We start from the raw sequence: 17638 nt of genomic DNA, 5'->3' as shown, positions 1-17638 counted from the left end.
CCGATGCCGGGTGGCGGTTCGCCGTGCAAGGCTCGGGGTTGCACGGGCGTACCGCCACTCGACCCTCAGCGGCGTGGCGCGATTCGCGTGGCTTCGCGTGGGCTCCTCGTGGCGTGATTCTTGCGGATGTTGGCGATACGGCTCTCGCCCCGGGCCGTGCGTGGCGCGAGTCTCGAAGCATGAACGTTCTCTGGCTCTTCGCCCACCCCGAACACCGCTCACTCAACGCCGCCCTCCGCGACGACGGCCTCCGCGCGCTGCGCGACGCGGGTCACGAGGTCCGGCAGTCCGATCTGTACGCCATGGGCTTCAAGGCCGTACTGGACGTGGACGACTACGCCGACGCCACCGACCACCGGTTCCTCGTCGGCGACGCCCAGGAGGACTCCTGGCGGGCCGGTACCGTCAGCCCCGACATCGCCGCCGAGCACGAGAAGCTGGCGTGGGCGGACGCCCTCGTCGTGCACTTCCCGCTGTGGTGGTTCGGGCCCCCGGCGATTCTCAAGGGCTGGTTCGACCGGGTGCTCGTGCAGGGACTCGCGTCCAAGGTCAAGGACGCGGACGGCGGAACGCGGCGATACGGGGACGGGGGCCTGGCCGGGAAGCGCGCGCTGGTCGTGACGTCGGTCGGCGCCCGCGAGGCGAGCTTCGGCCCGCGCGGCATCCACGGGCACATCGACGAGGTGCTGTGGCCGCTGCACCACGGCACGTTCTTCTACACGGGCATGGCGCCGCTGCCGCCCTTCGTCGTCTACGGCGCCGACCGCCTCACGCCGGCCGGCTACCCGCCGGTTGCCGCGGCGTTGGGCGAGCGGCTGCGCACCCTGGGGACGACGGCCCCGCTGCCGTACCGCATGGAGCGGAGCGGGGACTACGACGAGCGGCTGGTGCTGCGACCGGAACTGGCCGCGGGCGAAGCGGGCTTGGGAGTGCACCGCACGGAGGCGGCAGGGCCGCACGTGGAGGGCCCGTCGGCGGCGGGGCCGTACGGCGAGAGCCCGTCGGCGGCGGGGTCGTACGGCGAGAGCCCGTCGGCGGCGGGGTCGTACGGCGAGGGCGCGTCGGCGGCCAACGCGCAGACAAACACCCCCACTTCCCCGCACACCCGCCCCAGGGTAGGCCGCCCCTCCGACAATCCCGCTGACAAGCCCGTCCCTCCGCCAGAGACGCCCCACGCCGCAGGCGGAGCCCCCGCCGCAGGCGACGCCCCGCCGCAGGCAACGCCCCGACCGTAGGCACCCCGACCGCAGACGAGGCCCCCGCCCCGGACAACGCCCCGACCGCGGACGTGATCCCCGCCTCGGACAACGCCCCCGCCTCAGGCGGCCACCCCGCCCCCCTCCGCCCGGAACGTACGCCGGTACGCGCTCGGTGACACCCCCAGCGCCGCCTGCATGTGCTGCCGCAGCGACGCCGCCGTCCCGAACCCCGCGTCCGCCGCGATCCGGTCCACCGCCAGGTCCGTGTCCTCCAGCAACTGCCGCGCCCGCTCCAACCGCTGCACCGTCAGCCACCGCCCCGGGCTCATCCCCACCTCGTCCCGGAACCGCCGCGTGAACGTCCGTACAGACATCGACTCGCACTCCGCCAAGTCCCGCAGCGCCAGCGGCTCGTGCAGCCGCGCCAGCGCCCACGCCCGCGCCTTCGCCGTCGTCGACACCGCCGGCTCCGGCACCGGCCGCCGGATGAACTGCGCCTGCCCGCCGTCCCGGTGCGGCGGCACGACGGTGCGCCGCGCCACGTCGTTGGCCACGGCGGAGCCGTGGTCGTGCCGGATCATGTGCAGGCACAGATCGACCCCGGAGGCCACCCCCGCGGACGTCAGCACGTCGCCGTCGTCCACGTACAGCACGTCGGGGTCGAACCGCACCTTCGGGAACAGCCTCCGGAACCGGTCGCCCGACGTCCAGTGCGTCGTCGCCGGCCGCCCGTCCAGCAGCCCGGCCGAGGCGAGCACGAACGCCCCGGTGCAGATCGACGCGAGCCGCGTCCCCACCCGCACGTGTCCCAGCGCCGCCGCCAGCTCCGCGGGCAGCCGCCCGCGCGTGTACGCCTCGTCCGCCTCGTGCGCCGCGGGGATGATCACCGTACGGGCCCGGGCCAGCGCCTCCGGCCCGTACCGTACGTTGACGCTCACGTCCGCGTCCGTACGCACCTCGCCCGGCGTGACCGTACAGGTCACCACCTCATACAGAGGATCGCCCGCCGCGCTGCGGGCCCGCCCGAAGAGGCGGTGGGCGATTCCCATCTCGATGGGCAGCATCCCGTGCCGTACGAAGACCGCGACGGGATGCCGCTCCGGATGCAGGAAGATGCCCGCCCCCGCGGTCGCTCTGCGCTGCACAGTGCTCATGGCCCGATCCTTGCACACGTTGACCCTCGGGCCATCGGGTGTCGCCGCGAGGCCGCCTTGGGTCGGGTTTCCAGGGTTTCCCCCGCCATCTGGTTGACGCTCATGCGAACGGTTGAGCGGCCGGGGCTGCTTGGGTCCCCCGCCGCGCGCAGGCAAGCGGCGCGGCGGGGGCTGATGGGGAATGCTCGCCGCGCTCGGTGGCGGGCGAATTGGAGGGGCCTTCTTCGTCAGTTAGCCGTCGTCGAGGCGACTCGGGCGCCCCTCCCGTAATCCCCGGGGCTAGTTGTACACCTCCCAGTAGCTGCAGAACCTGTCCTTGCCCGGGTCGTCGTCGAGGCAGACCTGGAAGGTGTACACACGGTTCTCGATGAGGTTGTACTTACCGCCATCGCTGGCCCGCCTGACCACGAGGCCGTCGCCTCCCTCAGCGTAAAAGGTGTAGACCTTCTTCGCGTCGCCAGCGGATTTGCTCCCCAGGTAGACATTACCGACGGCCCGCAGGCCGTCCTCGTCGGTGTCGGCGAGTTCCACCCTGTCCCCGTCCCTTTTGAACCACAGCTTTCCGCCAGGGTGGTCGTCGATGGTCTCGGTGCAGATGTCGAGATCCAACGGGTCACACGGGTGCGGGTTCTGCGCCTGCACCGGACCGGCCGCGAAGAGCGCCCCCGTCACTGCCAGCCCCACCGTGAACGCGGCGGCCGAAATCTTGCGCATCATTGCCTGTTTCCTCCCCTGAAGACTTACTCGTGATCGAGGGCGCCTCTCCGAGGCGCCCGGCAGATCCAGCGACTTGCCCCCCGTGAGAGTGCGGCTCAGGCCCTGTTTTGGGCCTTTTGCATTCGTGTCCCTCGTCGTCGGTGTGGTCTCGATTCACGCGCCGATAAGAATTCCCCTGCAACAAGGGTGGAGGGTAGGCGCGAGTCGTTAGCGTACAGGCAAGCCGCGTGGTCGCGACAATCATGCCACCGGCTGTATGCGCAAAACCTGGACGGAATCTATCGTGGTCTTGACGGAATCTATCGCCGTCCGGCCCGCCGGGATCTGGCGTCGGGCCGTTCACCATCGAGGCCACCGCGAACGAGAGAACGTGAGCTACACCGCCCCGGACGGGCGGGTCCACCGCTGGGCCTCGTAGCAGACGGCGAGCGTTGTCGGGGTGGCCTGATCCTTGCAGACCTTGGCCCTCGGGCCACTCGTCCGCGCATGATCCGCGGGCCATCCTCGATGGGTGACGCAGACACCGCCGCCGCCCTCCGCCGAGACCGCCGAGACCGCCGAGACCAACGAGACAGACGACACCGCCGCCACAACCGCGACCGTCGTCCCCGCCCCGCGGCGGCGCCGCGTGCACCGCGCCTGGTTCGTCGCGGCGGTCGCCTTCGCGACCGTCGTGGCCGCGGCGTCCTTCGTCGCGCTGCCCGGGCTGCTGATCGGCCCCCTGCACGACGAGTTCGGCTGGTCCCGCGGCACCATCGGCCTCGCCGCCTCGGTCAACCTCGCCCTGTACGGCGTCACCGCCCCCTTCGCCGCCGCGCTCATGGACCGCTTCGGCATACGCCGCGTGGTGGCCGTGGCGCTCACGATGATCGCCACCGGGGCCCTTCTCAGTCACTGGATGACCGCCAGCTGGCAACTGCTCCTCTACTGGGGCCTGCTCGTCGGCCTCGGCACCGGCTCCATGGCGCTCGCCTTCTCCGCCACCGTCACCAACCGCTGGTTCGTCAAACACCGCGGCCTCGTCACCGGCATCCTCACCGCCGCCACCGCCTCCGGCCAACTGGTGTTCCTGCCGCTGCTGTCGTGGGTCGTGGAGACCCACGGCTGGCGCCCGGCGACGGTGACGGTCGCACTGGTCTCCGCCGCCGCCGTGCCGTTCGTCTGGCTCCTCCTGCGCGACCACCCCGCCGACGTCGGCCTCGCCCCGTACGGCTCGGACGAGTTCGTCCCCAAGCCCCCGCCGCGGCACGGCGCCGCCGCACGCGCGCTGCGCGTCCTGCGCGACGCCTCGCGCAGCGGTACGTTCTGGCTGCTCTGCGGCACGTTCGCGATCTGCGGCGCGTCCACGAACGGCATCATCCGCACCCACTTCGTGCCCTCCGCCCACGACCACGGCATGGCCATGACCGTGGCGGCCTCGCTCCTGGCGGTCGTCGGCGTCTTCGACGTCATCGGCACGATCGCGAGCGGCTGGCTCACCGACCGGTACGACGCCCGCCGGCTGCTCGCCGTCTACTACGGACTCCGCGGCCTCAGCCTGATGTTCCTGCCGCTGCTGCTCGGCCCGTCGATCCACCCGCCGATGGTCTTCTTCATCGTCTTCTACGGCCTGGACTGGGTCGCCACCGTCCCGCCCACGCTCGCGCTCTGCCGCGAGCACTACGGCGAGGACAGCGCGATCGTCTTCGGCTGGGTCCTCGCCTCCCACCAGATCGGCGCGGCGCTGGTGGCCTGGCTCGGCGGCGTGGCCCGCGACGTGACGGGAACGTACGACATGGTGTGGCTGGCGTCGGGCGGGCTGTGCGCGCTGGCGGCGATGATGTCGCTGGTGGTGAGCCGAGGCCGGGCGGAGGACCGGGTGCGGGCGGCGTAGGACCTGGTGCCGTGACCGGTTTTCCCGGGGGCGGTTGAGATCGCGTCGCCCGGCCCAGATGATGTGCAATGGGCGTCGATGTCCCGATGCCCGGTACTCGGTGGCGGCGGAGCGGGGGCGTGGAGTGCTGCGGCGACGAAGCGGCGTACTGATTGGTGCGTCATGAGGAACCGTTTGCAGCTGTTGCTCCAGGTCCTGTTGGTGCTTGTGGCAAGTCTGCTGGGGATCGTCACCAACTACGCCACCAACGAGAACGACGTGCCGTGGCTCCTGCACGTGCTCCAGCGGGTTGCGATCCCGGCGATCGGACTGCTGATCGTCACCATGGTGGTGGTGCAGATCGTCGTCTACCGGCTGGAGAATCCCGCGACTCCGCCGACGGACTGGCCTCGCGACCGGGTTCCGTATCCCGGGTTGGACGCGTTTGTAGAGGACGAGGCCGCCGTGTTCTTCGGCAGGGAGGCCCAGTCCGAGGATCTGACACGTCGGCTGCACGAAGCGCAGGACCGGCCCTCAGACAGGTTCCTCGTCCTCGTGGGCGCCTCGGGGAGCGGGAAGTCGTCGCTGGTACGAGCGGGGGTGATGCCGCGGCTGCGCAGCCGACGCTGGTCGATCCTCCCCGCCTTCTCTCCGGGCCCCAACCCCCTGGCGGCCCTGGCCTCCGCGATCTCTGCGGCCGATGGTGAGCGCGAACCGGTGAGCGCGGTACTACGGCGTCTTCGGCAGGACCCCGCCTCGCTGCTCGCGGAATTATCCAGGCTTCGCGGCGGCAGGTTCCGCCGCATGCTCGTCGTGGTCGACCAGTTCGAAGAACTCGTCACTCTCGCCGGCGAACGGGAACGTACCCAGTTCCTCGAAGCCCTTCGCGCCTGCGTGACGCGAGATGCGCGGATCCGCGTACTCGCCACACTGCGCGTGGACTTCCTGGGACCGCTTCTCGACACGGGCCACGCCGACCTTTTCCAGCACCCGGTCGCCATCGGCGCGCTCGGCAGGAGCCACCTCGCCCAGGTGGTCGAGCAGCCCGCCGCGCTTGTCGGTCTCTCCTTCGCGCCCAGTGTCGTGGAGGCAATCGTCAACGACGCGGGCGCCGACGACGCCCTGCCGTTGCTCGCTTATCTGTTGCAGGAGCTGTACTTCGCCTCCGGCCCCGGAGGGACGGTCACGGAGGAGCTTTACCACAGCCGCGGCGGAGTGGCCGGCGCGCTGGGCCGGCAAGCCGATCACGCCGTGGCCGAGCTGGGCTCTGCGGACGATGGCATTGAATTCGTACTGCGGGTGCTGCTGAGGTTCGTCACCGTCCAGGGTCAAGAGGTGGCCAGACGTCGCGTACCGCTCGCCGAGCTGACGGCACAGGAACGACGCGTCGTGGACGCCTTTGTCGAGGCCCGCCTGCTTATGTCCGACGTACGCGCTGGCCAGGAGCCCTACGCCCAGGTCACGCATGAGGCGCTGTTCCGCCGGTGGGCACCCTTGCGGCAGGAGGTCGAGGCGCGCGCAGAACAGCTGCGGCAACGCGCGGAACTCGAACGGTGGGCGGAGGACTGGGAGCGCTCCGGACGCGGCGCCGACTATCTGCTCACCGGCGAGAGGCTCACTCTCGCCCGGCGATGGCTGCTCGCGCTGCAGGAGACCGGTCAGGCCTCGGAAGCGGCGCAATCGCTCGTAGAGTCGTCACAGCGTCGCGATCTCGTGTTCCTGCGGCGCGTTTCGGACAGCATCGGCGAGCACGCGCTCGGCGCCGTGGAACAGCAGCCTGAGCAGTCTCTCCTGCTGTCACTGGCCGCGCTCGGCGAATGCACGCCGACCCCGAACGCCCGGCGTGGCCTCATGACGGCCCTGGCGTTCAGTCACTTACGTATCCAACTCGACGGGCACACCAACACTGTCCGGGACGTTGCCTGGTCCCCGGACGGGCGGCTTCTGGCCACAGCGTCCAGAGACGGCACGGCCAGGGTCTATGACGCCCGGTCGGGTCGCTCTGTGTGGGCTCTGCCGTCCGAGGGTGTGATGGTCGAGGGCGTAGCCTGGTCGCCCGACTCCTCCCGGATCGCCAGCGTGGGCCGCGACTGCGTCGTACGGATCTGGGACGCCGCGTCCGGAGAGCCCCTGCGTCTGCTCACCGGTGCCTCCGACATCGGGCGGCGGGTTGCCTGGTCACCCGACGGTCGGTGGATCGCCGGTAGTTCACGCGACCAGAGGGTGCGTGTATGGGACGCCGAGACGGGTGACCTCATCCACGAACTGCGCGGACACCGCGACGACGTGTGGGGCCTCGCCTGGGGTCCGGACAGCGCACGCCTGGCCTCGGCCTCACACGATCAGACCGCCCTCGTGTGGGATCTCACCACCGGCACCTCGGTGACGACGCTGTCCGGCCATTCCGACTTCGTGGAAGGCATCGCCTGGTCCCCGGACGGTCACCGGATCGCCACCGGATCCGGTGACCATACGGTGCGCGTCTTCGACGCCGAGAGCGGCGCGCAGCGGCTTCTGGTCCGCGGTCACACGGACTACGTCTGGAACGTCGCCTGGTCGCCCGACGGACAGATGCTCGCCTCGGCCTCCTCCGACCAGAGCGTACGGATCGTCGACGCCTGCGATGCGAAGGTCGTCGCCGTCCTGCGCGGGCACTCCGACACGGTGTGGGGCGTGACCTGGTCCCCCAACGGCGACCGGCTCGCCACCAGCTCCACCGATGGCACGGGCCGCATCTGGGACCTACGCCCCAGGGGTGCCGAACGGCTGCTTCTCCACGGGCACCGCGGACCCGTGAACCAGGCTGCCTGGTCGCATGAGAACACCCGCATCGCCACCGCCTCGGACGACGGAACGGTCCGGGTATGGGACGCCACCACGGGAACCCCCTCCAGCCATGTCATCGAGCAGGCGGACCGCGTCTGGAGCGCCGCCTGGGCACCGCTCGACGACCGCCTGGCCATCAGCACCAACGGCGGTGTGTTCAGCCTCGTCATGGCAAACCAGGCCAGCCTCTTCGACCACCGGGTACCCGTGGTCGAGTCGGTCGCCTGGTCCCCCGACGGCAGCCGCATCGCCACCGGAGACCACGACGGCACAGTGAGGGTCTGGTCGGCCCAAGCGGGAGTCGAACTCGTCTCTCTGACCGGACATCAGGACTGGGTCAGTCGCATCGCCTGGTCCTCCAGTGGCCGCCTCCTGGCCAGCGCCTCGGACGACCGTACGTGCCGACTCTGGGACGTTGCCGAATGCCGGCAGCTCACCGTGCTGCGTGGGCACGACAACTACGTGGACGACGTCGCCTGGTCCCCCGACGAAGACCGCGTCGCCACTGCCTCCGGGGACTGAACGGCCGCCGTGTGGGACACGACCACAGGCCGCCGTGTCCAGGTCCTCAAGGGCCACGAGGGCCGCGTCCGTGCTGTCGCCTGGTCTCCGGACGGTCGGCTCATCGCCACCGGGTCCGACGACCGCACGGTGCGCCTCTGGTCGTCCGCCACCTTCGAGGAGATCGCGATCGTAGGCGTGCACCAGGACAAAGTGGCGTCGGTCGCCTGGTCCCGTGACGGCACTCGCCTCCTCACCGGCTCCTTCGACGGCACCGCCCGAGTGTGGGCCGCCGAGCCCGACTTCGAACGTCTTGAAGCGGAAGCACGCGGCCGGGTCTTCCGCGTCCTCAGCGACGACGAGCGACGGCACCACATGCTTCCGCTGAACCCGTGATCACCACTACAGGTCGACCGTCTCGACCGTGCGGTCATCGGTGTGCACCAGGTACTCGTCCGGGTCGAGATTCATCGCCTTGCGTCCCGGCGAGGCCCAGTAAAGCGCGTTCCGTTCGGCGAACGTCTCCGGGCCGTCGTACGAGATGAGCCAGACGAACTGGTTACGCTCCCGGTCGGCCCAGGCGCCGCCGATGGTGAAACCCAACTCCCGGCGCAGCGGCACGATTTCTGCACGCCACCGCGCTACCCACTCATCGAGCATGCCCTCCCGGACGGTGTAGGTGCGCAGCTGGGTGGTCTTGGGCATCCGAGTCCTCCTGAGTCGTTAGCTCCCGGACCGCAGCGTACGCATCGCGGAGCGGTCAGAACGGTGCGGCGTAGCGCCTACGTCTCGACCTCGCACCACACGATCTTCCCCACGCCTCTCCGTTCGGCCACCCCCCACCGCTCCGCCAGCGCGTCCACGAGCAGCAACCCCCGCCCCGACTCCTCGTCCACCGGGCACGGCCGCCCCAGCACCGGCACCCGCTCACGCCGCGCGTCCGACACCTCGATCCGGACCACGCCGTCGACGCGCAGCCGCACCGCGAGGTGGAAGTCCCGCCCGGGGACCCGCCCGTGCAGCACGGCGTTCGCGCACAGCTCCGCGACGACCGTCTCCACCTTCAGCGACACCTCCCCGCCGCGGGGATGCCCCCACGTGTCCAGCCGCCGCACGGCGAGCAGCCGGGCGAGGCGGGCGCCACGGCGGCTGGAGGTGAACTGCATGGCGAACGTCCGGGCGAGCGCGGTCGGTTGCGCGCCAGGGGCGCATTCCGCTTCTCGTGCAATCGTTGGGGGCTTCATGGGCCCCCACGATGCCGCTGATGCGCATAGCCTGGCGAGGCGTACAGCCGCTACGGAGAGTGCTGTACGTGTCACGTAGCGCTGGTGGGGAGGTAGGTCAGTATGGCGGAATCAGAGCGTCCGGGTCGACCGGAGTGGGGCGAGGGTTCGGGGATCCTCAAGACCTTCGGGATGCAGCAGAAGATCCTTCGGGAGCGGCTCGGGATCACGCAGAAGCAGCTCGCGGACCGGATCGGCTACGGCGTCGACATGGTGTCGGCCGTGGAGCAGGGGAGGCGGATCCCGCGGCCGGAGTACATCGACCAGGTGGACGTGGCGCTGGAGGCGGGCGGGTTGCTGAAGGCGATGAAGGACGAGGTGACGCGGGCGCGGTATCCGGCGTTCTTCGAGGACTTCGCGGCCCTGGAGCGGGAGGCGGTGGAGCTGCACGCCTACGACTGTCAGGTGATCAACGGACTGCTACAGACCGAGGCGTACGCGCGCGCGGTGCTGGCGGCCCGTCGTCCACCGGTGCATGAAGACACCATCGAGCAGCGGGTGGCCGCCCGGCTGGACCGCCAGGCGATCTTCGACCGCAAGCCGGCGCCGATGCTGAGCTACGTGCTGGAGGAGACCCTGCTGCGACGGCCGATCGGTGGAAAGGCCGTGCTCCGCGGCCAGTTGGAACACCTCCTCCGGATCGCGCGACTGCCGAACGTCGAGATCCAGGTCATGCCGACGGACCGCGAGGAGCACGCGGGTCTGGCAGGTCCGCTGCACTTGCTTGAGACGGAGGACGGGCGCAGGATTGCGTACGTGGAGGTGCAGGGCACCAGCCAGCTGATCGTGGACCGGAAAGCGGTCCGCGAGATCGAGGGGCGGTATGGCATCATCCGGGCGCAGGCGCTGACGCCTCGCGAATCACTCGAACTCATCGAGAAGATCCTGGGAGAGCTATGAGCACGCTGGCCTGGTTCAAGAGCAGCTACAGCGACAGCGAAGGGGGGGCGTGCATCGAGGTCGCCCACGACTGGCACAAGTCGTCCTACAGCGGCAGCGAAGGCGGCCAGTGCGTCGAGGTCGCCACCACCCCCACCGCCGTCCACGTGCGCGACTCCAAGGACCCCGACGGCCCGGCGCTCACCTTCTCCGCCGACGCCTGGCAGGCGTTCACCGCCTTCGCCGCCGCCTCACCCCGGTAGCGGACCGCTTGTCGACCACCCCCACCGCTCCCGCGGTGCGGGGTGGGCGGCCGGTTCGGTGCCCGTCCGTCGCCGCTCCTATCCTCGATCGACGCCTTCCTGGACGCCGCCTGGCCCAGAGTGCAGCCCGCCGAGGTGCTCGCCGCGCTGTTCACCGACGCCGGGGAGCTGGCCCGCGCCGCCCACGGCATCCTGGACGCCGCCGAACGGCGGGCACTGCTCTGGGCCAGGCCGCCGCGGTCCGTCAAGTCGGCGAGGTGGAGCGCCGCCGACCACGTACTCCTCGACGAGCTGTCCGGGCTGCTGGATCACCCCGAGGGCTACCGTCACATCGTCGTCGACGAGGCGCAGGACCTCTCCCCGATGGAGGCGCGGGTGATCTCGCGGCGCGCGGAGTTCGGCTCGCTGACGGTGCTCGGCGATCTGGCCCAGGGCACCACACCGTGGGCCGCCCGCGACTGGCCCTCGCTCCTTGCCCACCTGGGCCGGCCCGACACCGAGATCGCGTCGCTCACCACCGGCTTCCGGGTGCCGGCCGCCGTGGTCGACCTCGCCAACCACGTGCTCGGCCACCTCGACGTCGACGTCCCCGCCGCCCGCTCCCTGCGCTACGACGGCGCGCTGCGGATGCTGCGCGCCCCGGATGTCCTCACCGCGACACGGGACGCGGTACAGCAGGCTCTCGGCAGGGAGGGCTCGATCGGGGTGATCGCCGCCGCGGCCGAGGTCGACGGGGTGCGCTCGGTTCTGGAGAGGGCAGGCATCGCGACGGCGGGCCCCGACGACCTCGCCGCCCGCGTCGCCGTCCTGCCGGCGACCGCCGCCAAGGGCCCGGAGTACGACCACGTCGTCGCGGTCGAACCGGCCGCGATCACCGACGCCGAGGACGGGCAGACCGGCCTGCGCCGCCTGTACGTCGTGCTGACCCGCGCCGTCTCCCGCCTCGACGTGGTGTACAGCCGTCCGGCACCGGGAGCCGACGCCGGAGGGTCACCGGTCGCGGAAGGGGGGATCCGGGCGTAGCGTCGGGTGGGGGACTACGGCATCGGAGGGAACGAAGATGCTGGAGACCAACGCGAGCAGGAAGCGGTACGTCGCCGGATCCATCCTCGTGCTGATCGGCGCGGTGGGCGTGGTCTGGAGTGCCTGGCGGCCCTGGTACAACGGCCGCGACGGCCGGTACTACGGACTCGGCGACGTCTTCGACGGCATCTCCAACTCCCGCGCCCAGCTCTTCGGGTCGCTCTTCCTGCCGATGGCGGTCGCCGCGCTGCTGGCCGTCTTCGGGATCCTGCGGCACTCACGCCGCCTCGTCACCCTGGCCGGGCTGCTGGTGCTGTTCATCACCGGGCTCTGGATGTTCCGGCAGGGGCAGGTGGCCGACGGCCTGAAGGTCAGCACGGACGGTACGGGTCTGGACGTCGGGGCGGCGAACGCGGTGATCGGCGGCGCGCTGATGCTGATCGGCGCGGGTATCTGGGGCAAGCAGCGCGTCCGCCACATCACCCCCGAACCCAAGCAGGAGGCCACCGACCAGCTCACCGCCCGCCGCGGCCCCACCGCATACCCCCCGGCCACCGGACCCCGGCAGGACGAGGGCACCCCCAACGACCACCGTCAGGAACCGCCCCGCGCCGCCTGAGGCCGCGGCGCTGGGCGGTCAACCGCCGCGCGCGAAAACCGGTGGAGCTGCGCCGCCCCGCGCCGTTACCGTGCTCGCGGCTCCAGTCGTCGAGGCAAGGGCATGCCGTTGTACACCGTGTGAGACCTCCCCAGCGCTGATCGGTCGCGCGTCGTACGCCGCTCTGTGCGTACGCCGTGCTGCTTTTTGCTGCGTTTTCTCACACAGATACCGGTGTACTTCTGTGCTCACAGACTGGTTGGTCATGCCCACCCGCCTGCCGCTCGTCCGCCGCCGCTGTCACGCGTGCGCGTCCGGGCGGTTCCGGGCGAACGGCAAGTTCCGTGTCAACGCCCACCACAAGCTCCTCGACGCCTGGCTCCTCGCGCTCTGTACGGGCTGCGGGGAAACGACGAAGCTCTCCGTCCTGGAGCGGGTCAACGTCCGCTCCGTACGCCCCGAAACGCTCGCCCGGCTGCATCACAACGACATCGGCCTGGCGGCCGGCCTGCTCCAGGACCCGGCCGTCCAGCGCCGCAACCGCGTCGCGCTCGACTGGACCGGCGCCTGGCGCCTCGACACCGGCGGCACCGACCACCTGGACCGCGAGGTCATCGACGTGACCGTGCGCTTCGCGGCGCGGATCCCGGTCCGGCCGGTGCGGTTGATCGCCGACGGCTGCGGCCTCGCACGGGCCGAGGCCGAGAGGCTGGTCGTGGAGGGGAGGCTCGTCTCGGCGGTCCGCCTGACCGGCAGGCTCTCCGGCGACTTCACGTTCACCCTCAAACGCTGAGAGCAACCCTCGGCAGGGCACGGGCCGGTCCGGCGACTCCCGCCGGACCGGCCCGTGTTGCCGGAGTCCGGCTCACGTCCGTCCGTAACCGACGTGGAAGCTGATCGAACGAGCAGCGCCGAGCGGACCGGTTTGGCGTTGGTGGCCCCAGCCGGGGTAGGCACGACCGCAGCAGCGGCGGTCAGTGACGGCGCGGCCACCGGCTGCGGCGGCGTTTCGGGGCACCTCGCTCTACCTGGGGAATGTGGCTTCGATGCCGTTGAGTGCGAGGTCGAGTTTCTGGGTGTACCAGTCGAATGGGGTGAGTGTGATGGCGTTGGTCATGGCGGCTCGCACGGCCCGCCTGTTGGGTGGGTCGGCGTCGTTGGGGGCCCATAGCTGAGCCATGGCATCCAGGGTCGCCGGGGTGTCGGCGAGTCCGTGGATGTTCTCGACGCCGCGGCGGTGGTCGACGGTGAGGTCGATGACGAGGTCGACGGAGAGAACGGCGTCCCGGGCGGTGAAGCCTTGATCGACGAGGGCGACGGCGAGGCCGTCGATGTGGTTCATCATCGCGGTCGGCATGAGGGCTTGGGAGAGTTCGGTGACCACACCCGGATATCGGGCCAGGAGGTGCCAGAACGTGGTTGCGTGTGTGTGGAGGATCTGCTGCCAGGGGCCGGTGAGCGGCGGCCAGTGGGTGGTGGTGATGACGTGGTTCCAGGCGAGGGCGAGTAGGTCGGCTCTCGTGGGCGCATATCGGTAGAGGGTCATGGTGGAGACATTGAGGCGGCGCGCGACCGCGGCGACGGTGATGCCGAAGAACCCTTCTTCGAGGACGGCGTCGATGATGTCGCTGTCGGTGAGTTTTCGGGGCCGTCCGCTGGCTCGCCGGGGAGCTGTCATTGGGCGAGGAGTCGCCAGGTGCGGGTGGCGTTGAGTGCTCGCCAGTGTGCTGCGTAGCGCTGGTTCATGGTGAGAAGTTCCTGGTGGGTGCCGCGTTCGACAATGCGTCCGTCTTCGAGGAAGAGTATTTCGTCCGCGGTGGTGATGGTGGAGAGCTGGTGCGCGATGACGATGACCGTCTTCTCGCGTCGGAGGGTGTCGATGGCGGTGGCGAACGCGTGCTGGTTCTCGGCGTCGAGGGATCCGGTGGCTTCGTCCAGCAGGAGGATGGGGGCGTCTTTGAGGAAGGCGCGGGCGATCGCGACGCGTTGCCGTTCCCCGCCGGACAGTCGTGTGCCGCCTTCGCCGACCTGGCTGTTCCATCCTTCCGGCAGCGCGGTGATGACGTTGGTCAGGCCCGCTCGTTCCGCAACGGTGTCGAGGTCGGCGTCGGTGGCGTCCGGGCGGGCGATGCGGACGTTGTCGGCAAGGGTGCCGGAGAACAGGTAGTTGTCCTGGAAGACCGGGGCGACCATGCGCTGCAGCTTCTCGGCGCCGATCAGGGCGACCGGCGTCTTCCCGATACGGATCTCTCCTTCCGGCGGGTCGAAGAACCGGGCCGCGAGCCGGACGAGTGTGCTCTTGCCGGAGCCCGATGGCCCGACGACCGCGGTCGTGGTCCTTTGCGGAACGGTGAAGCTGATGTCGCGCAGCACCGGGATGCCGGTGCGGTAGGCGAAAGAGACGTTGGCGAACTCGACTGTTGCGTCAGCCGGTTGGCGGGGCACCGTGGGTTCTGTCAGGGTTTCGGCGTCGAGGATGGTGTCGACGGCGTCCATGTGTGCGGTGGCGGTGCGGATCACGGTGGCGTGGCTGGCGACCTCGCCGAGCGGGGTGACGAGGCGGTTGATGACCGGCAGGGTCGCCAGCAGGGTTGCGAGAGCGAGTGGGTCGGTGACGCCGGCGGCGAACGCGATCACCGTGGACAACAGGCCGAGCAGGGTGAGCCGGACGACCATGCCGTTGAGGATGACGGGGGGTAGCACGAGCCAGAGCTGGCGGCGCTCGGTGCGGGCTTGTTCCCGCAGTGCCTGGTCGAAGTGGTCGGTGGCCGATCCCGCTCGTCCGAAGGCACGCAGCACCGGCTGTGCCTGGGCGAACTCGACCATGCGGTCGCTCGCGTCCGCGGTGGCCCGGTTGACCGCGGCATCGGCCCGGCGGCCGAGCCTGCCGGCCCACCAGTACAGGGCGGCGACCGCGGGTACCGCGGCCAGGGCGATCAGCCCGATCCGATGGTCGACAACGACGAGGGCGGCGATGAGTACCAGCGGGATCACGATCGACTTGATCAGAGCGGTCAGCTGGCGCACGGGGAGCGCGAGGATGTCCATGACGCCCTTGCTGAGGGTCAGTCCCAGGGTGCCGGTGTTGGTCGGCGTGAACCATCCCAGCGGCAACGTCGCGACGTGGTCGCCGATGCGGTACCGCAGCGTGGTGAGCAACTTGCCTGCCGCGTCGAAGCCTTTCAGGGTTGCCGAGTACTCGACGCGCCACGAGATGATCGCGGCGACGCAGAAGCCCGCCAGCCATCCCGCGGCGGCCGTGGTGTCCCCGGTCAGCAACGCGCGCAGGATCGGGATGGTGAACGCGAGGCTGAGGCCCTGGACGAGGCTGGAGCAGAGGGCCCAGCGGAAGTAGCGGTAGATGAGGGCGGCGTTCTCGGGGCCGAGGTAGCGGGCAAGGCGGCGGATCACCGGAGGCTCCCTTCGGTGTGGTGCTGCGCGTGCCAGAGACGCTGGTAGGCGCCGTCACGCTTGAGGAGGTCGTCGTGGCGTCCCTGCTCGACGATGCGGCCCTGGTCCAGGACGAGGATCTGGTCCGCGTCGCGGACGGTGTCGAGCCGGTGGGCGATCACGATGACGGTGCGAGAGCGTTCGGTCGCCAGGGCCGACAGTCCCGTTTGGATGGCGTGCTCGGATTCGGCGTCGGCGGCGGAGGTCGCCTCGTCGAGGATGAGCACGTCCGGGTCGTGCAGGAACGCGCGGGCGATGCTGACGCGTTGCGCTTCGCCCCCGGAGAGGATGGCGTCCTCACCGTGGACGGAGTCGTAACCGCGCGGGAGGCGGAGGATGCGCTCGTGAATGTTCGCCGCCATGGCAGCTCGCTCGATGTCGGTGCGTGCCGCGTCCGGACGGGCCAGCGCGATGTTGTCGGCGATGCTTCCCCGGAGCAGGCGGACGTCTTGGAAGACGGATCCGACCGTGCGGAACAACTCGGCTGAGGCGATCTGGTCGAGACTGACGCCGCCGAGCCGGATCTGGCCGACCGTGGGGTCGGCGTAACGGAGCATCAGCCGCGCGAGCGTCGACTTGCCCGATCCGGAAGGGCCGACGATCGCGGTGACGCTGCCGGGTTCCAACGTGGCGGTGATGTCGTGGAGGACCTCCCGGTCCGGTTCGTAGCCGAAGTCGACGTGGTCGAGCTCGATGCGCGTCCCGGAGGGACTCACCGGTGCGGCCGGTTCCGGCATGGGATCGATCTGGAGCAGTGCTGTCAGTCGGCCGGCCGCGGCCTGTCCCATCTGCAGCGCTTGCAGGTTCGAGGTCAACGCCCCGACCGGGCCTGCCAGGCCGAGGCCCACCAGCGCGAACGGCACCACGTCGATCCCGTCCATCCAGCCCGCCGCGACGAACCCCGTGCCGAACAGGAAGGTCAGGATCAGCAGGGTGATCGGGGCGATCAGCTGGTTCGAGATGGTCTCCGGGGCGATCAGCGGACGGGTCCAGCGGAGGAAGAAGGTGGTGAAACGCTCGACCGCGGCGCGGTAGGCGGCGTGGGCGCGACCGGTCTGGCCGAAGGTCTTGACGACGGGGATCCCGTCGACGAACTCCACCACGGCGCTGTTGATGCCGGCCAGGACGCGGCCGTACTCGCCCATCTGCTTCCCGCTGTCGGCCATCATGCGCCGGTAGATCAGCACGAAGACCGGGATCGGCATCGCCAGGATCAACGCCAGCCGCCAGTCGATGACGAACAGGTACGCATAGGCAGCGATCGGTGTCGCGACCGCACCGGCGATCTCGGTGTAGGAATGTGCGACGAGATGGTGCAGCGCACCGACATCGTCCTGCATGCCCTGCTTCACCTGCCCCGCGGTGGTGTTGGTGAACCAGCCGAGCGGGGCGCTGCGCAGCCGCGCCGCGACGCGCCGTCGCAGGACCAGCGTCAAGGTGTTGTCGGCGAGGTGCGCGATCAGATCCGCCGCACCTCTTAACACGAGGCCCAGTCCGAGCAGGAGCGACCCGGCCAGCAGTGTCGACCAGATGCCCGGATCGGTCGGATCGGCCAGAAGCTGTCGGGCGATGACGCTGCTGGTGATGAGCGGAGACAGCACCAGCGCCGACGAGACAGCCTGCAAGCACGCCGCCAGCACGAGACGTCCGCGCACGGGACGCAGCAGCGACGCGATCGGATTCCGTGGCGTGGTCTCGGTCCTCATCAACGACGCACCCTTCTGCAGCGCAAGTACGCGGGCATCTCCACGGACCACCGGCCGACCCGGATCCGGACCGATAACCATTTTCACTAACGAGCATTATGAGATGCGCCTAACAAAAGGGCAAGCCTCGCCTCGCCTTCGGCGAAGTACCGTGACCGCGCTGGCCCGGCCGTCGGAACTGCGGCGG

The 17638-nt window shown here is 70.2% G+C and carries 14 protein-coding genes and 2 pseudogenes; 9 read left to right on the top strand and 7 right to left on the bottom strand.

Features of this window, described 5'->3' with window-relative positions; all coding sequences use genetic code 11:
* Nucleotides 1–179 precede the first annotated feature (179 nt).
* Nucleotides 180–956 (top strand): annotated as a pseudogene (locus tag T328_RS31060) (NAD(P)H-dependent oxidoreductase); the annotation flags it as partial.
* 362 nt (nucleotides 957–1318) lie between these two features.
* On the opposite strand, the gene T328_RS31055 reads toward T328_RS31060, so the two are convergent.
* Together T328_RS31055 and T328_RS31050 are read right to left on the bottom strand one after the other, a co-directional pair.
* Complete coding sequence (locus tag T328_RS31055; protein ID WP_496499559.1) at nucleotides 1319–2353, bottom strand: GlxA family transcriptional regulator; 1035 nt, start codon at nucleotides 2351–2353, stop codon at nucleotides 1319–1321.
* 279 nt (nucleotides 2354–2632) lie between these two features.
* On the bottom strand, nucleotides 2633–3070 hold the full coding sequence (locus T328_RS31050; RefSeq protein WP_496499558.1) for a hypothetical protein: 438 nt from the start codon (nucleotides 3068–3070) through the stop codon (nucleotides 2633–2635).
* Between the two features lie 628 nt (nucleotides 3071–3698).
* Between T328_RS31050 and T328_RS31045 the strand changes: the two genes are divergently transcribed.
* The 3 genes from T328_RS31045 (at nucleotide 3699) to T328_RS31035 (ending at nucleotide 8645) form a co-directional block, all read left to right on the top strand.
* A complete protein-coding gene (locus T328_RS31045) occupies nucleotides 3699–4943 on the top strand; it encodes an MFS transporter (RefSeq protein ID WP_496499605.1) in 1245 nt (414 codons plus the stop codon).
* A 174-nt stretch (nucleotides 4944–5117) separates the two neighbouring features.
* Complete coding sequence (locus T328_RS31040; RefSeq protein WP_496499557.1) at nucleotides 5118–8270, top strand: nSTAND1 domain-containing NTPase; 3153 nt, start codon at nucleotides 5118–5120, stop codon at nucleotides 8268–8270.
* A 9-nt stretch (nucleotides 8271–8279) separates the two neighbouring features.
* Nucleotides 8280–8645 carry a WD40 repeat domain-containing protein gene (locus T328_RS31035; protein WP_496499556.1) on the top strand — a complete coding sequence of 122 codons (366 nt, stop codon included), beginning with the start codon at nucleotides 8280–8282 and terminating at the stop codon, nucleotides 8643–8645.
* 6 nt (nucleotides 8646–8651) lie between these two features.
* Here the strand turns inward: T328_RS31035 and T328_RS31030 are convergent, their stop codons facing one another.
* Nucleotides 8652–8954 carry an NIPSNAP family protein gene (locus T328_RS31030; RefSeq protein WP_496499555.1) on the bottom strand — a complete coding sequence of 101 codons (303 nt, stop codon included), beginning with the start codon at nucleotides 8952–8954 and terminating at the stop codon, nucleotides 8652–8654.
* A 77-nt stretch (nucleotides 8955–9031) separates the two neighbouring features.
* On the bottom strand, nucleotides 9032–9415 hold the full coding sequence (locus T328_RS31025) for an ATP-binding protein (protein ID WP_496499554.1): 384 nt from the start codon (nucleotides 9413–9415) through the stop codon (nucleotides 9032–9034).
* Nucleotides 9416–9595: 180 nt separating this feature from the next.
* Here T328_RS31025 and T328_RS31020 point away from each other — a divergent pair, with 180 nt between their 5' ends.
* From T328_RS31020 to T328_RS31000, 5 genes and pseudogenes are all read left to right on the top strand, one after another.
* Nucleotides 9596–10432: a helix-turn-helix domain-containing protein gene (locus T328_RS31020; protein ID WP_496499553.1), complete on the top strand. Its 837-nt coding sequence runs from the start codon at nucleotides 9596–9598 to the stop codon at nucleotides 10430–10432.
* Complete coding sequence (locus T328_RS31015; protein WP_496499552.1) at nucleotides 10429–10674, top strand: DUF397 domain-containing protein; 246 nt, start codon at nucleotides 10429–10431, stop codon at nucleotides 10672–10674. Before T328_RS31020 ends, T328_RS31015 begins: the two co-directional genes overlap by 4 nt.
* 87 nt (nucleotides 10675–10761) lie before the next feature.
* Nucleotides 10762–11697, top strand: a pseudogene (locus T328_RS31010) (helicase domain-containing protein); the annotation flags it as partial.
* 37 nt (nucleotides 11698–11734) lie between these two features.
* The gene (locus T328_RS31005) at nucleotides 11735–12316 is read left to right on the top strand and encodes a hypothetical protein (protein ID WP_496499551.1); all 582 of its coding nucleotides are present in this window, start codon (nucleotides 11735–11737) and stop codon (nucleotides 12314–12316) included.
* A gap of 244 nt (nucleotides 12317–12560) precedes the next feature.
* Complete coding sequence (locus T328_RS31000; RefSeq protein ID WP_496499550.1) at nucleotides 12561–13088, top strand: DUF1062 domain-containing protein; 528 nt, start codon at nucleotides 12561–12563, stop codon at nucleotides 13086–13088.
* Between the two features lie 231 nt (nucleotides 13089–13319).
* Here T328_RS31000 and T328_RS30995 read toward each other — a convergent pair whose 3' ends face one another.
* From T328_RS30995 to T328_RS30985, 3 genes are read right to left on the bottom strand one after another with little or no spacing between them, the layout of a single operon-like run.
* Nucleotides 13320–13973, bottom strand: a complete 654-nt coding sequence (locus T328_RS30995) for a helix-turn-helix domain-containing protein (protein ID WP_496499549.1) — start codon at nucleotides 13971–13973, stop codon at nucleotides 13320–13322.
* Entirely contained in the window at nucleotides 13970–15706 is a 1737-nt protein-coding gene (locus T328_RS30990) for an ABC transporter ATP-binding protein (RefSeq protein ID WP_496499548.1), read from the bottom strand. Before T328_RS30990 ends, T328_RS30995 begins: the two co-directional genes overlap by 4 nt.
* Nucleotides 15703–17451: an ABC transporter ATP-binding protein gene (locus T328_RS30985; RefSeq protein ID WP_496499547.1), complete on the bottom strand. Its 1749-nt coding sequence runs from the start codon at nucleotides 17449–17451 to the stop codon at nucleotides 15703–15705. Before T328_RS30985 ends, T328_RS30990 begins: the two co-directional genes overlap by 4 nt.
* Between the last annotated feature and the right edge of the window lie 187 nt (nucleotides 17452–17638).

The organism is Streptomyces sp. CNX435 (assembly GCF_059570575.1).
This window is presented reverse-complemented; position numbering and strand designations above follow the sequence as displayed.